Here is a 14,164-nt window from a genome sequence, read left to right on the forward strand (position 1 = left end):
CATAGGGATGCATTAGCCAATCTTTTTCGAAGGAGGCGGTCTCACATGGGGGAGTTCTGGTCCACCACCGTATTAAACTACTTTATCGCACTGGGCGTGGTTTTAGGTGGGGCTTTGCTGGGCGGGATCGGTGCTTTCCTGGGGAACACGCCCCCGATGAACTCCATGGAACAGCTATCCGAACAGCTGAAAATATGGGCTCTCGTCGCCGCTCTGGGTGGAACTTTCGATACGATCCGCTCCTTCGAAGTCAATATCCTAGGCGGCCAGCTCAACCAAGTGGCCCAACAGCTGGTCTTCATCCTGAGCGCTTTTTTCGGCGCCCATACAGGAACCGTTCTCATCCGTTGGTTTATCCAAGGGGAATTGTGACATGAAGCGTCACCGCCACCTCCGGTTGATGGTTTCTTTTTTATTCGGAACGATTGCGGGAGCCGCCCTGATGACCCTCCTCTATGGTCAAAAACTGGACAGCCTCTACCTGGAACGGGACACCCTGTATTACTCTAACAATCAAAAAAACAAGGAACTGCAACAAATCCGGGGGGAACTGGACAAACACGCGGAACAGGATGCCCGTCAGCGGGCAAACTCCGAACAAATCCAAAAGGTGCAGGTGGAAGTGGAAACCGACGAACCGTTCCACGAAGAGGAGATTAAAGAAAAGGTCCGTTCGATCCTGGAGCCCTTCATCGGAAAATCGATTCACTGGGTCAGTAACGATCCCTCGGTGTTGGATACCATGTTAAAGGAACGAACGATTCAGCTTCCCGACAAAAATAAAAAAGCGATGATCCAACTCCAATTAAAATACATCGCTTTTATCGATTCGCAGCTGAAAATCTGGGTAAACGCCCGAGAAGTTTCCGACAAAGATGTGTCCTTCCGCTCCCGATAATCGCAATTTTTCCCGTTTCGTGGTATCATAATCTGGAAAGGGGGGGGATACCTTTGATTATCAGCCGTAGACAATTGGCAAGAGCAAAGGTGGAGAAACTGAAACGCGGGTATTCCGCTTATGCGGAGACCCGGGAAGTGTCCCAAATGATCGAGAAGAAACTGGACGAGATGGACCTTTCCGTTCACATCGACCGAACCCCGATCGGATGCTGGTTTATTCCCGAAAACGAAGAAGACTCGATGCACCCGCCGTACCCCCCGGACGGATCCACGGAGTCTCCCAGGTAATTCTACAGACGCGCCTCTCGCCTGGCGGCGGGGGGCGCGTTCCCTGTTTACCGTTCCCGAGAGGAGGATTGGGATGAAAGTGGTTCTTATTCTGTTGACCGCCGGTATTATCTACACGGCGATCCAAACGTTTTCCCACAGTATAAAACGGCAGCGTTCCCGAGGAAGGGAACAGCAAAAACATCAGGCCCGTATGAACATCCATATGGGGATCCTCTTTATTTTTATCGCTTTGATGCAGGGTGTTCACCTGTCCGGCTCCCCTATCTGGCTGTTCCTTCCCCTGCTCGTCGCTGCCTTGGGAGTCTACAATCTGGCCTTCGGATGGCGCTTCATCAAACATTTACAACGGGAAGAAACAAAATCGTGAGGATGAAATATTCCATACAAAAAAACCACTCGCCATCGATGAATGTACGAGTGGTTTTTGAATGGACTCCTTTTATTCCGTCCATTTTTTCACTTTTTCCGGATGTTCCTCCACCCATTTGGCGGCAGCCTCTTCAGGCTCGTCTCCGTTCTGGATCATCAGCATCACTTCTTCCATGTCTTCAGGTGTCCAGTAAAATTGGTCCATAATCCGGTAAGCCTCCGGTTTTTCCTCCTTTAGCCCCTTCCGGACAATCGTATGAATTTCCTCTTCCTGGCCGTATTCTTCCTTTGGATCGTCCAGGAATTTCAAATCAAACCGGGCGAATTTCCAGTGGGGCTTCCAACCAGTGACAACGACAGGTTCTTTTGCTTTATACTTCTTGGAGAGAGTAGCGGCCATCCCGGCACTGGAACTCTCCATCAACTCCATATCTAAATCGTAATCCTCGATCAACTTTTCCGTCTGGTTCATCATATTGGCACCGGCTTCGATTCCGATGATCTGATTGTCGAATTTCTCCGCGTCTTTCCTCAGATCGGCCACGGAGTCCGCTTCCACATATTCGGGGACCACCAGACCCAGTTTGGTTCCTTTCAGATTGGGCCCCAGATCCGCCACCTGGTCTTTATATTTTTCCATATAGGATTGGTGCTGTACAGGAAGCCATGCAGCCACGGTTCCGTCGGCGGAACCGCTGGCAACGCCGGCAAACATCGGTCCCACGTCCACTTCCTGCATTTCCACCCGGAATCCTTCATCCTCCAACACCTTTTTCAACACATTGGTGCTGGCCACTTCCGAATCCCAGTTGACGTAGGACAAGGTGACCGTCTTTTTGTCGGACTCCTGTTGAGCCAAAACACCGCCGATTACCAGGGCGAAGATAATCAACAGAGCCAGCAAGCCCTGCCAGCGGGAGCGAATCCCTCTGTTCCTCCGCTTGGGACCTTCCGGATCCCGACCTAAACTCTGGGTGATCCGGTCCAGGATAATGGCGATAATCACAATCCCGAGACCACCCTCAAACCCTTTTCCTACTTCCAGGCGGGTGATCGCCTGCAAAACAACCGTACCCAATCCTCCGGCACCGATCATGGACGCGATGACAACCATGGACAGTGAAAGCATGATCGTCTGGTTGATCCCCGCCAGGATGGTCGATTTGGCCAAGGGAAGCTGTACTTTGAGCAATTTCTGACCGGAAGTGGAACCGAAGGCGTCCGCCGCTTCGATCAGATCCTCCGCCACTTGTCGGATTCCCAGACTGGTCAGGCGAATCGTCGGCGGCATGGCGAAAATCACAGAGGCGATAATTCCCGGTACCGCGCCGAGGGCGAAGAAAAAGACCGCCGGGATCAGATAGACGAACGCGGGCATCGTCTGCATGAAATCCAGGATCGGGGTGATCATACGCTGCATTTTCAAGCTGCGCGCCGCCAAAATACCCACCGGAACCCCGATCACAACGGAAATGGTCGTCGCGGTTAAAACCAGGGAGATGGTCTCGGCACTTTCACCCCAATACCCGAGGTTATCGATCAGAAGAAGACCGAACAAAGTAAACAAAGCAATAGATAACCGGCTGGCGATTAACGCGAGTGTGGCGATGGCGACCGCAATGATCGCCGGGGGCGCCGAGGTTAACACCGACTGGAAAAAAGCCACGAGAGGCTCAATAATCGCGGAGATGAAAGCGAACAGTAGAGCCAGGTTTTCCTGAAGCCACCTTACCAGCCCGTCCACCCAACGGTCTAACGGGATCTTAGGTAGATTCATCGTGCTTCACCCCGTTTCCGGCGAGTGTCGCGAAGATGGCACCCCGCACCACCACGCCCCGCAATTTATCCTCATCATCGACAACTGCCGCCGGTTGGGCGAATTGGTTTTCCGCCATTTGCGGCAACAGCTCATTGACCGGTGTATCAACATGAACGGTTAACAGATCCGTAATCAATACATCCTCCATACTTTTTGCATCCTGCTCCTGTTCCAACAGCTCCCGTGCCGCGTCCACAGTCAGGAAACCGATCAGTTTCCGGTTCCGACCCACCACCATCAGGCCGGACAAACCTTTTTGCTTCATCCGTTTCAGGGCGACTCGCGGTCCGTCTTTGCCCAAAACGAGTTCCTCCGGCCGCTTCATAATGGAACTGGCGGTCAACACCTTGGTCAGATTGACATCTTCCACAAATTTCTCCACGTATTCGTTGGCCGGATCAGTCAAGATTTCCTCCGGCGTTCCAATCTGAACGATGGCTCCATCCCTCATCAGAGCGATACGATCCCCGATCCGCAGGGCTTCATCCAGATCGTGAGTGATAAAAATGATGGTCTTCTCCATGGTGGACTGCAAGTCCAGCATCTCGTCCTGCATATCCTTTCGGATCAAGGGATCCAAAGCACTGAAAGCCTCATCCATCAGCAAGATGTCCGGATCGGTGGCCAAGGCCCGGGCCAGCCCCACCCGCTGCTGCATGCCGCCAGAGAGCTGATCCGGGGATTGGTCGGCTTGCTCCTTCAACCCGACCAGACCCAGGGCTTCCATCGCTTTTTCCCTGCGCTCATTGCGAGGAACACCCTGCACTTCCAGTCCGTATTCTACATTTTCACTGACGCTTTTATGGGGAAACAACGCAAACCGCTGAAAAACCATTCCCATCTTCGCCCGGCGCATCTCTCTCAAATCGTCGGGAGACATCTTTGTCACATCGTCCCCGTCCACCAATACCGAGCCGCCGGTGGGTTCGATCAATCGGTTCAAAAGGCGGACCAGAGTGGATTTTCCGCTCCCGGACAAACCCATGATGACGAATACTTCCCCTTCTTTTACTGTAAAGGAAGCCTGATTGACACCGACCGTCATCCCCGTCTTCTTGAAGATCTTAGCTTTACCTTGACCTTCGCGAAGCATATTCAGCGCTTTAGTCGGGTGACGTCCGAAAACCTTGCTGAGATTCCGCACTTCAATTTTCTCCAATGGATAACCTCCTCGTCCATCAATTTACGTACCGGTGAGGCAGGTGGGATATAAACAAAAATTAGTATCTCTCTGCCTATGTAAAAATAAAAACCCGCACCCCGTTAAAACATATCGAAAAAGACCGTTATTGCCACCAACGCCAACTAAAATAACATACGATGAGGAAAAGCCCAACCGGCAAACGGGACACTCCACCCCCGTCAGAAACCGTACCGCCACCTCTGCTTAAAAATGAACCGTGAGTCTCTTCGACAATCTTCGAGTGAACCGCATCCCTCAAAATGCTCCAACACCCAAAAAGAAGATTTCCGTTTGACATCCCCCTTGAATTCCCTTAGTTTTAACACATCAGAAACATGACAGGGAGTGGACTTCGGATGAGTCGCAGTAAAGAATGGATCGTTTTCGCCGTCATCGCCGCTTTGGTAATTGCCACTTCGTATCTGACCGGGGGAACGGCCGGAACGGTCCCGGGGAGCGAAGGCAATATCAAGATCGCCCACAATAACTGGGCCGAAAATATCGCCGTCTCCCACCTCTGGAAACAACTGCTGGAGGAAAAAGGGTACCGTGTACAACTGATTCAGACAGAAAAAGCGCCGGTCTGGGCGGGAGTGGCCGATGGAAGTGTCGATATGTTGACGGAAGCTTGGCTTCCCCATACGGACAAACCTTATTACAAAAAATATAAAAAGCAGATAGAATTGCACGACGCCTGGTATGAAGGAACCGGACTGGGTCTGGTTGTACCGGAGTACATGGAAAATATCGATACGATCGAAGACCTCAAGCAAAACGAAGATCAATTCATCCGGAACGGAGAGCCCTCCATCGTGGGGATTGACGCCGGAGCCAGTCTGATGCGTTTGTCGGAAAAAGCGATTAAGGAATACCGCCTGGACTACAACCTGATTGAGAGTTCCGAACCGGCCATGCTCAGCGAACTGGACAAGGCATATAAAAACAAAAAACCCCTGGTGGTCACTCTTTGGAACCCCCACTGGGCTTTCAAAAAGTACGATCTCAAATACCTGAAGGATGATAAAAAGGTATATGGAGAAGGAGACACCATCTATTACGCGACCCGTAACGGGTTTAAAAACGATCATCCGGAAATTGTCCGGTGGATGGACCGCTGGAAAATGGATGACGATTCTCTGGGTGAGCTGATCCTCGCCATCGAAGAGAGCGATCCCGAAAAAGGAACGATAAAGTGGATTGAAGAAAACAGGGATTTAGTGGATCAATGGTTGCAAGAATAAAGCAAACTCCGGCCGCGGCCGGAGTTTTTCATCATCATAATCATCCATGCTCATCGTTCGATCAGTTGTGCGGTTACCAGCGCTTTAGCCACGATTTGCCCCTCATGAACCACTTCTACGTCTACTTTGCCCACTTTCCGCCCCCGGTCGATGATCCGAGGGGAGATGAGCACTTCCCGTTCCAATTGAACCGGTTTCAACATGTAAAGGGAGAGATTGTCCGCCACCATGTCTCCCCGGTGCTGTCGCCGCAGCATCCGATAAGCCGCCTCGGTGAGAAGGGAGGTCAAAACACCGGTACTCAGGTTGCCGAGGGGATCGGTCATCTGCGGAGTGACAAAGCCTTTGAAGGCGATGGACCCGTCTTTATCCCGCACCTCCTGGAAGCCGCGGAAAACCAAATCATTGATCGTCTCTCCCACCTGGGGTTGCTTTTGCATATACTGAAGGGATTTGATCACATCCTGCCGGCTGATCACACCCAGGAGTTGATGTTGGCTGTTGACCACCGGCAGCAGTTCAATCCCTTCCCACACCATTTCGTGGGCCGCGGCCGCGAGGGATGTCTTCGGAGTGACCGTGATCGGGTTTTTCGTCATCACCCGTTCCACCCGTTCGCCGGAACTGTGTCCCACCACATCCTTGGCGGTAATCATCCCATACAATCTTCCGTTCCCATCCACCACCGGATACCGGCTGTGACTCGTCTCCCGAACCGACTGGTGAAAGCGGCTGATCGGATCGTCCAGGGTTAAAAAGACCGGCGGCTGGTCCGGGGAAAGCATGTCCTCCACCAAGAGGATCTCTTTTTTGATCAGGCGGTCATAGATGGCACGGTTAATCATCGCCGCCACAGTAAAAGTATCGTATGTACAAGAGATCACCGGCAGTTCCAGCCGGTCCGCCAAGGCCTTCACTTCTTCCGTAGCATCGAACCCTCCGGTAATCAACACCGCCGCTCCCCGTTCCAGAGAAATCCGATGGGCATTGTCCCGGTTGCCGACAATGAGGAGATGACCGGGTTCCACATAACGCATCATCGCCTCCAGCTTCATCGCCCCGATGACAAAACGGTTCAGGGTTTTGTGAAGGCCGGTGCGCCCCCCGAGGACCTGCCCGTCCACAATATTGACCACCTCGGCGAAGGTGAGACGCTCAATCTCCGAACGGTGCTTCTTCTCAATCCGAACCGTCCCCACCCGCTCCACGGTCGAGACCAGACCCTGGGTCTCCGCTTCCTTGATCGCCCGGTACGCTGTACCCTCACTCACACCCATCTCCCGGGCAATGGAACGAACCGAAATCTTGTGGCCGATATCCAATCCCTCGATATATTCGAGTATTTTCTCATGCTTCGTGGCCACGTTCTCTCACTTCTTTCCTGCAAATTCTCAAACCGTTTTCTTCCACATTATACACGACGAATGGGTTCCGCACCAAAAGAAAAGGGAGGAAAACCCTCCCTGCAGAGCGATCACCGATCCGACAATCGTGCTCCTTTACGCATTCTCTCTTTATTTTTTTGTCGCTAATGCCACCCATCAAAACGACCGCCTGGACCCCTTTCCATAGGATCGGACCGCTGTTCCTTTTTTCTGGGCAGAAAGCCAACGCCTTCTCCGGGCTTGCTCATCCCGGACCCGCCGCTCCCGGTCCACCTGAAGAACCATTCGCCAATTGGCGGAGATCACCAGGTAAGCGAAAATCAGCCATGCAACACTAAAACCGGTGGCCAGATCCACCTCCCAGGTCATGGGAAGTCGGGGGACGGCAAAAATCAATAAAGTCAAAGCCACCACAAGGGCGATTCCGTGTTTTCCGGACAGCAACCGGTCTTCCCCTCCTTCCGCAAAAGCCCTTCTATTTCCACTTTTATGGTACAAGCCGAAAAATATGCACAAAAAAAAGAGGCGGTGGTCCATCACCGTCTCTAAATAGGGGGTTTTCATCCTATTGTTATTTTAAAACTTTGATATTACAACAAAGTTACATCGGAATTACAGTTTCTTATCGACTCTTTTTGTGAACCTCTCGCCATTGAAAGGGCGAGCTTCTCGTTTCATCGAGCCGACTCTGCCGCACTCTCCACGAAGGCCAGTTCCTGGCCTGATTGAGTTTTAAGAGGCTTTTTATCTTGCGAGTTGCAGAATGTTGATGGCCGCATTGACATCCCGATCCTGTTCATAGCCACAAAAAGGGCAACGATGGACCCGTTCGGCCAATGTTTTTTTAACGATTTCACCACAGCTGGCGCATCGTTAGCTGGTTCGATGGGGGTTGACTTGGACCACACGCTTACCAGCACTTTCAGCCTTGTAAGTCGTGTATTGTACCAGTTGCCTCCACCCAGCATCGACGATGCTTTTCGCCAGGTGATGATTCTTTACCATTCCTTGCACGTTCAGATCTTCAAACGCAATCAAATCGGATCGCTTCACCAGCTGATGACTGATCCGATGCGTGTAATCCTCCGTTGATTGGCGATTTCCTCATGCATTCGGGCAAGGAGACGGATCGCTTTTTTTCCTACGGTGGGAACCTTTTTTCCTTTTGGATACGAGCCGTTGCAGCTGTTTGAGTCTGTGTTCCGATCTTCGCAAGTGGTGGGGAGAAGCAAAGAACTGCTCATCGGATGTCACGGCCAAGGGCTTGATTCTCAAATCCACACCGACTTCTTTCCCCGTTTTCGGTAAAGGTTTAAGAGCTTGCCCCACGGCGAGGCAAGCGTAGTACCTCCCGTTTTTCTTGACGATGGAACAGGTCTTGATGGTTCCGGCGATCTGGCAGTGCAGGCGGATTCGAACCTCCCCGATTTTGGACAGCTTCAAATATTTCCCCTCCACGGAGAATCCGCTTTGCGGATCAGTAAAGCTACGGTAACGGCTCTCCCCTTTAAACCGGGGAAATCCGGTTTTCCCTCCATTCTGTACACGCCTGTAAAAAGCTTGGTATGCTTTGTCCAGCGAAAATAGCGGGAGTTGGCTATATTTCACGCGATTTCCCCTCGACATATGGTCTGATTGTCTACCGACATTGTCGGACTTGCGAGGGGGTTAACACCCCCCTCGTCCGACGCTCGCTTTCATCTACCCCATTAAAATGGGGAGGATTCCCGCTCGCATATCCTAAAATTCAATGCGGTTTCCGACCTCAAGGGCCACCCCGTCGATCCCTTTCTCTTTCAGCCGGCGGACAAAGTCTTCACCGTCCTGCTCGATCAGGGGAAATGTATTGTAATGCATGGGGATAACCGTGTTTGCTCCTACCCACTCGGCCGCCAACAAAGCATCCTCCGGACCCATGGTAAAGTTGTCGCCGATGGGCAGGAAAGCCAGATCCACCCCGCTTTTCATCCCGATCAGTTTCATATCGGAGAAAAGAGCCGTATCTCCGGCGTGGTAGATCGTTTTCTCTCCGAGCATGAGCAAAATACCCGCAGGCATCCCGAGATAGATGATTTCCTTGTTTTCTTCATCGATAAACCCGGACCCGTGGAAAGCCGGGGTCAGCTTCACCCGACCGAAGTCGAAGGAGTGAGCTCCTCCGATGTGCATCGGATGAACATCCACCCCCTGCCAACCGATCCAATTGGCCAATTCAAAGGGAGCGATCACCGTGGCGCCATTCCGCTTGGCGATTTCCACCGTATCCCCCACATGATCCCCGTGGCCGTGAGTGAGCAAAATATAGTCCGTTTTGATATCTTCCGGTTTGGATTTGGCTTTCGGATTTCCTTTCAAAAAAGGATCGATGATCAATCGGGTTCCTTCATGATGAATTTCGAAACAGCTTTGTCCGTGAAATTGAATGTGCAACCTGCATCCCTCCATAGCAGACCTCTTCATCCATTTTCCCTTTAAAAAGGGGGGTGAATCAAGACGGTGGAGTCATTTCTTCCAACGGGATTTATAAAACTCCTCCACCGGTTCGGTCACAATGCGATTGATATCCCCCATCAGGGTTCCGAAACGGTTTTCCGCCTCCAGCACACGGCGAAGCTCTGCCTTTTCTCCGATTTTCTGCAGTAAATCATCCAGTTCCCGAACCGTCTCCCGGGGTGGTTCTTCCCCCTTCATCTGAAGCTGTTGGTATTCCATTTGAAGCTGTCGAAATCGGTCCAGCAGCTTACTGCCCGTTTGATCCTGTTCCGCCTGTTCCAAGGTTCTCTTCAACTCCTGGAACTCACCGGAAGCGCGAATCGCGCGGGCCAATTCATGGGCCTTGTCATAAGGATTCATGGATCATTCCTCCTCTTTATAGGGCATTCCACCCATGGTTATACCACGCCGCCAATGAAATAACCTCCCCGTTCCTCCGTGATTTTGGGAAAAGGGCGATTCCTTCACCGAGCCCCTTTTATTCACCGGAAAATACATGCCTACATACCATGAATTAGTATCTTTTCGCGGAAGGGGATCGACATGGGGTATGCACGCGTGGTGATCCAGATCATATCCGAACGATACTTTCCCCCTCAAGCCAATATGATTATGAGCCAGTCCCTGATCAAACGGCTTCATCTTCCACAGCATCCCGTCTGGGTCACCTTCGGTTCAGCCACTGACACTGCATTCATCGTCCCGATTCAAAATCGCACACCGCTGATTCGACTGAGCACCCGACTAGCCTCCCGGTTGAAAATTTCCGGCCAGAAAACGTTAAACGCCCATTACGATCCCCCCTCCCGACGTATTCATTTCGGCCCCCTCCTGGGAATTCTGATGAACCGGGATGTGGAAGGGAACGAAACCCAACCCTTCGGTGCGATGAGTCGCTTTCTGGAAGAATGTGTTCAATGCTGCAGCACAAAGGGCGTCTACTTAACGGTATTCTCTCCAGAGCAAATCGATCTCTCTTCCAAGTCTCTCCGCGGTTGGATCTATGAAAATAAAAAATGGGTCCTCTCCGACGCTCCGCTTCCAGATGTCATCTACAATCGGATCACTTCCCGTCGCCTGGAGAACAGAACTGAACTACAGCGAAAACTGGACACTCTTCGCCATACTTACCGGATTCCCGTCTTCAATGAAACGTTTCTCAACAAACAGCAGGTTCACGACATGCTGGTCAAGGACGAAGGGATGCGGCGGATGCTGCCGGAAACCCACGCTTACCAAGCAGCCCGACTCAAACCGATGCTGGAGCGTTACCGGACCATTTACCTAAAACCGACCAATGGGAGTCTGGGGCAGGGAATCATTCGAATCACCCGACAGGAAGGACATTTGATCTGCCAGTACTCTGAAGCGGCGGGAACGGTCACCCGAATTTTTTCGAGTCTGAAAGACACATTGCGGCGCCTTTCCCGACGGTTGGCCGGCTCCCGCTACATCATTCAACAAGGGCTGGATTTGGTCACCGTTGACGGCAGGCCCGTCGATTTTCGGGTATTGGTGCAGAAAGACGGCAAGGGCAAGTGGTCCGTCACCTCCGCTGTGGGCCGTATCGCCAACAGTCAGCACATCGTTTCCAATTTGGCCCGAGGCGGAACCATTCGCAAAGCGGGAGAGGTGCTGGCGGAAATCCGGACCTTCACATACAAGCCCAGCCTCGATAAACTCCGCCAAACCGCCTTGGCGATCGCCCACACCTTTGAACGTCTAGCCCAGGGCCATTTCGCCGAACTGGGAATCGATCTGGTTCTGGATAGACGGGGACGGCTGTGGTTGATCGAACTCAACTCCAAACCCTCCAAAACCGACGATACCATCACAACACCTACTCTGACAGCACGCCCTTCCGTTACCCGACTGATTGATTACACGCTTCACATTTCAGGATGGTCCCCTCATATCCGCTTCCACCGAAGGAAGATGACCCCGAAGTCCAACCGTTCCGGGAGGAAAACACGATGAAGGATCCGACCCCAAAAACCCTGGGGGTGATCGCCTGTAAAGAACAGGGGACTCCCCCCTTCCAAGAAACTGTCTACTTGAAACAACTGACCCGGGAAGGGCGGGCGATGGGGATTCGCCTCATCGTATTTTCGCCGAAGGATATCGATTGGCGGCGACGAACCGTATCCGCGTGGTTTTGGGACCTGAACAGCGGAAAGTGGGGAAACAGGTCCCAGGCGATCCCCCCTCTGGTCTATGACCGGTGTTACTACCGGGACAGCCGCCATTATCGTACCTATAAACCTTATGTCACTCAATTGGCCCAAGATTCCGACGTTCAACTTTTGGGACGCCCCCTAGGCGGCAAGCTTCAAACCCAGGAAATGTTGGAGAAAAACGCAGCCATCCGCCCCTACTTGCCCCGAACCCTTCTTTATCGATCTCCCGAAGATCTGAAGTCCGCCTTAAACCTTTCCGGAAGCATCCTGATCAAACCCAACGGAGGCAGTCACGGCCGGGGGGTCGCCGCCATCTTCGCAGAACCGGGCCGGTCTTATCGGGTGCAGGGGAGAACCCGGAATAACCGGGGATTTCACATTCGTCTCAAAACAGAGCGCGCCCTTCGGGATTGGATCCTTCGCTTTACCGGATCCGCCCGTTACCTGATCCAACCCTACCTGGGACTCCAGACCGAAGATGGCCGCCCTTTCGATTTGCGCATCCTGGTACAAAAAGGAGAGGACCATCGATGGGTCACTACAGGGATGGCCGTCCGCACAGGTAAAACCCACTCGCTGACCTCCAACATCCACGGCGGAGGAAAGGCAGAACGCGCCATCCCCTTTTTAACCGCCCACTTCCCAGGCAGACGGCTGTCGGGGATTCTGAGATCCATCCGTTGGTTGGCAGAACAAGTGCCGCGTCAGATTGAAAAGGAGCACGGCCGACTGGCGGAACTGGGGCTGGACATCGGAATCGACCGTCAAGGCCGGGTTTGGTTGCTGGAGGTCAATTCCAAGCCGGGGCGAACCGTCTTTCTTCTCACCCGCGAAACCGATGTGAGGCGGCGGTCGATTCAACTGCCGATGCAATACGCCCGAACCCTGTTAAACGGGCTCGTAGGAGGGTCTGTATGAAATCCATCACCTGTAAAATACACCCACTGACTTCACCGGCCCCCGCTCAAGCGGTCTTGCTCACCCAAACCCTGATGCGGGAATGGGAATGCCAGCAGGGCCAGTCGATCAAAGTCACTGTGGGAAACAAGACACTGATCGCCCGTGTAATAGGGGTTCGCCGTCAAGATCGGGCCATCTTTTTTCCCCGTTCCATTGCCCGGCAACTGGCGATCCCTTATTTCAAGGAGGTGAGAGCCTCCTTTCATCAAAAAGAACTTCGCCTGGGTCCTGTCTTCGCCATTCTGACCACCGGATACACCGCTTCTTCCTCGGCTCCCTTCGGACTCCGATCCAACCTTTTCCGGAGCTTTTTACTGGCTGCCCACGAGGATAAGCCCTTTTTTTACGTATTTACCCCGGAGATGGTGGACTGGACACACCGGGTGACTTCCGGTTGGTTTTATATCCGAAGCTCCAACGGAAAATTCCGGTGGGTCCGCCTCACGGCCCCTCTGCCGGACGTCGTCTACGAACGGGTACCTAACCGAAAAGCGGAGTCACTCCCTCAGGTTCAGGAGTGTCGATCCCGTTTAAAAAACATCGTACGAACCAAAATCTTTAATCAAGGATTTTTCAATAAGTGGTCGATTCACGAACTGTTATACAATCACCCCCTCACTTCCGGCCATATCCCGGAAACCTTTCCTTCACCCACTATGGAGACGATTCGCAATATGCTCGATCGTCACCAAATGGTTTACTTGAAACCCAGCGCCGGGAGCTTGGGACTGGGAATTTTTCGGATCACCCGCCATCCTCGTGGGGGATATTTTTGCCGGTTCCGGGACGGGGATCGTAACATCCTCCGCCGATTTCACAGTCTGGAGACCATGTTCCACCATCATTTCGGACACCGGTTAACCCGGATTCCCCGTTACCTGGTGCAACAGGGGATCCGATTGGCCAAATACCGGGGACGCCCTGTCGATTTTCGCGTTCACATGCACAAGGATATGCGGGGGCATTGGAAAGTCGTCGGTATCGGAGCCAAAGTGGCCGGCGTCGGCAGTGTAACCACCCACGGCCGCACGGGTGGTTCCCTCTTATCCGCACAGGAACTCCTTCAAAATATTTTCCCCGGCGAGGAAAAGGACATGGAAGAACGAATCGGGGATGCCGCCACCCGGATTGCCGTCGCTCTGGAGGGGGAGATTCAGGGGCCTCTGGGAGAATTGGGATTGGATATCGGCGTCGACCGCCATCGAAAAGTTTGGCTCTTTGAAGTGAATTCAAAACCCGGTCGACACATCTTCCTTCACCCTTCCCTGCGGCACGCCGGAAAGCAGTCGGCGCGCTACATCACTGAATACAGCTTAAATTTAGCTCAATTTGTCTGAGAGAGGAGT

Annotated in this window: 15 protein-coding genes and 1 pseudogene; 8 read left to right on the top strand and 8 right to left on the bottom strand. The window is 52.6% G+C overall.

Annotated elements, in window-relative coordinates; translation table 11 throughout:
- The first annotated feature begins 45 nt into the window (after positions 1 to 45).
- The 4 genes from CHM34_RS06210 (at position 46) to CHM34_RS06225 (ending at position 1,558) form a co-directional block, all read left to right on the top strand.
- Entirely contained in the window at positions 46 to 372 is a 327-nt protein-coding gene (locus CHM34_RS06210; RefSeq protein WP_094263725.1) for a YtrH family sporulation protein, read from the top strand.
- Between the two features lies 1 nt (position 373).
- Positions 374 to 898 (top strand): sporulation membrane protein YtrI, encoded by a 525-nt coding sequence (locus CHM34_RS06215; protein WP_094263726.1) that lies wholly within the window; start codon positions 374 to 376, stop codon positions 896 to 898.
- Between the two features lie 53 nt (positions 899 to 951).
- A complete protein-coding gene (locus tag CHM34_RS06220) occupies positions 952 to 1,188 on the top strand; it encodes a YtzJ family protein (RefSeq protein WP_094263727.1) in 237 nt (78 codons plus the stop codon).
- Positions 1,189 to 1,261: 73 nt separating this feature from the next.
- Positions 1,262 to 1,558, top strand: a complete 297-nt coding sequence (locus tag CHM34_RS06225; RefSeq protein ID WP_094263728.1) for a YtpI family protein — start codon at positions 1,262 to 1,264, stop codon at positions 1,556 to 1,558.
- A gap of 72 nt (positions 1,559 to 1,630) precedes the next feature.
- Here CHM34_RS06225 and CHM34_RS19960 read toward each other — a convergent pair whose 3' ends face one another.
- A complete protein-coding gene (locus tag CHM34_RS19960; protein ID WP_094263729.1) occupies positions 1,631 to 3,337 on the bottom strand; it encodes an ABC transporter permease/substrate binding protein in 1,707 nt (568 codons plus the stop codon).
- The gene (locus CHM34_RS06235) at positions 3,324 to 4,538 is read right to left on the bottom strand and encodes a quaternary amine ABC transporter ATP-binding protein (protein WP_094263730.1); all 1,215 of its coding nucleotides are present in this window, start codon (positions 4,536 to 4,538) and stop codon (positions 3,324 to 3,326) included. Before CHM34_RS06235 ends, CHM34_RS19960 begins: the two co-directional genes overlap by 14 nt.
- A 380-nt stretch (positions 4,539 to 4,918) precedes the next feature.
- On the opposite strand from CHM34_RS06235, the gene CHM34_RS06240 reads away from it, so the two are divergent.
- Entirely contained in the window at positions 4,919 to 5,803 is an 885-nt protein-coding gene (locus tag CHM34_RS06240) for a glycine betaine ABC transporter substrate-binding protein (RefSeq protein WP_094263731.1), read from the top strand.
- Positions 5,804 to 5,853: 50 nt separating this feature from the next.
- Here the strand turns inward: CHM34_RS06240 and CHM34_RS06245 are convergent, their stop codons facing one another.
- From CHM34_RS06245 to CHM34_RS06280, 6 genes and pseudogenes are all read right to left on the bottom strand, one after another.
- Positions 5,854 to 7,167 (bottom strand): DRTGG domain-containing protein, encoded by a 1,314-nt coding sequence (locus tag CHM34_RS06245; protein ID WP_094263732.1) that lies wholly within the window; start codon positions 7,165 to 7,167, stop codon positions 5,854 to 5,856.
- A gap of 177 nt (positions 7,168 to 7,344) precedes the next feature.
- Positions 7,345 to 7,632 (bottom strand): hypothetical protein, encoded by a 288-nt coding sequence (locus CHM34_RS06255; RefSeq protein WP_094263734.1) that lies wholly within the window; start codon positions 7,630 to 7,632, stop codon positions 7,345 to 7,347.
- Positions 7,633 to 7,932: 300 nt separating this feature from the next.
- Positions 7,933 to 8,241, bottom strand: a pseudogene (locus CHM34_RS20345) (RNA-guided endonuclease InsQ/TnpB family protein).
- Positions 8,242 to 8,292: 51 nt separating this feature from the next.
- Positions 8,293 to 8,796, bottom strand: coding sequence for an RNA-guided endonuclease InsQ/TnpB family protein (locus CHM34_RS06270; RefSeq protein ID WP_169713623.1), 504 nt, complete (start codon positions 8,794 to 8,796; stop codon positions 8,293 to 8,295).
- A 132-nt stretch (positions 8,797 to 8,928) separates the two neighbouring features.
- The gene (locus tag CHM34_RS06275; protein WP_240511904.1) at positions 8,929 to 9,618 is read right to left on the bottom strand and encodes a metal-dependent hydrolase; all 690 of its coding nucleotides are present in this window, start codon (positions 9,616 to 9,618) and stop codon (positions 8,929 to 8,931) included.
- A gap of 72 nt (positions 9,619 to 9,690) precedes the next feature.
- On the bottom strand, positions 9,691 to 10,041 hold the full coding sequence (locus CHM34_RS06280) for a YlbF/YmcA family competence regulator (protein WP_094263739.1): 351 nt from the start codon (positions 10,039 to 10,041) through the stop codon (positions 9,691 to 9,693).
- A 183-nt stretch (positions 10,042 to 10,224) separates the two neighbouring features.
- Between CHM34_RS06280 and CHM34_RS06285 the strand changes: the two genes are divergently transcribed.
- From CHM34_RS06285 to CHM34_RS06295, 3 genes are read left to right on the top strand one after another with little or no spacing between them, the layout of a single operon-like run.
- Entirely contained in the window at positions 10,225 to 11,658 is a 1,434-nt protein-coding gene (locus tag CHM34_RS06285) for a YheC/YheD family endospore coat-associated protein (RefSeq protein ID WP_094263740.1), read from the top strand.
- Complete coding sequence (locus CHM34_RS06290) at positions 11,655 to 12,776, top strand: YheC/YheD family endospore coat-associated protein (protein ID WP_169713624.1); 1,122 nt, start codon at positions 11,655 to 11,657, stop codon at positions 12,774 to 12,776. The genes CHM34_RS06285 and CHM34_RS06290 overlap by 4 nt, the downstream gene beginning before the upstream one ends.
- Positions 12,773 to 14,155 (top strand): YheC/YheD family endospore coat-associated protein, encoded by a 1,383-nt coding sequence (locus CHM34_RS06295; protein WP_094263742.1) that lies wholly within the window; start codon positions 12,773 to 12,775, stop codon positions 14,153 to 14,155. The genes CHM34_RS06290 and CHM34_RS06295 overlap by 4 nt, the downstream gene beginning before the upstream one ends.
- The last annotated feature ends 9 nt before the right edge of the window (positions 14,156 to 14,164 follow it).

Source organism: Paludifilum halophilum (assembly GCF_002245355.1).
Lineage (GTDB): Bacteria > Bacillota > Bacilli > Thermoactinomycetales > DSM-45169 > Paludifilum > Paludifilum halophilum.

Excerpts from the sequence above, each read along its gene's own strand:
- CHM34_RS06210 (WP_094263725.1), top strand. The coding sequence starts at position 46 with ATGGGGGAGTTCTGGTCCACCACCGTATTAAACTACTTTATCGCACTG.
- CHM34_RS06215 (WP_094263726.1), top strand. The coding sequence starts at position 374 with ATGAAGCGTCACCGCCACCTCCGGTTGATGGTTTCTTTTTTATTCGGA.
- CHM34_RS06225 (WP_094263728.1), top strand. The coding sequence starts at position 1,262 with ATGAAAGTGGTTCTTATTCTGTTGACCGCCGGTATTATCTACACGGCG.
- CHM34_RS19960 (WP_094263729.1), bottom strand. The coding sequence starts at position 3,337 with ATGAATCTACCTAAGATCCCGTTAGACCGTTGGGTGGACGGGCTGGTA.
- CHM34_RS06240 (WP_094263731.1), top strand. The coding sequence starts at position 4,919 with ATGAGTCGCAGTAAAGAATGGATCGTTTTCGCCGTCATCGCCGCTTTG.
- CHM34_RS06280 (WP_094263739.1), bottom strand. The coding sequence starts at position 10,041 with ATGAATCCTTATGACAAGGCCCATGAATTGGCCCGCGCGATTCGCGCT.
- CHM34_RS06285 (WP_094263740.1), top strand. The coding sequence starts at position 10,225 with ATGGGGTATGCACGCGTGGTGATCCAGATCATATCCGAACGATACTTT.
- CHM34_RS06290 (WP_169713624.1), top strand. The coding sequence starts at position 11,655 with ATGAAGGATCCGACCCCAAAAACCCTGGGGGTGATCGCCTGTAAAGAA.
- CHM34_RS06295 (WP_094263742.1), top strand. The coding sequence starts at position 12,773 with ATGAAATCCATCACCTGTAAAATACACCCACTGACTTCACCGGCCCCC.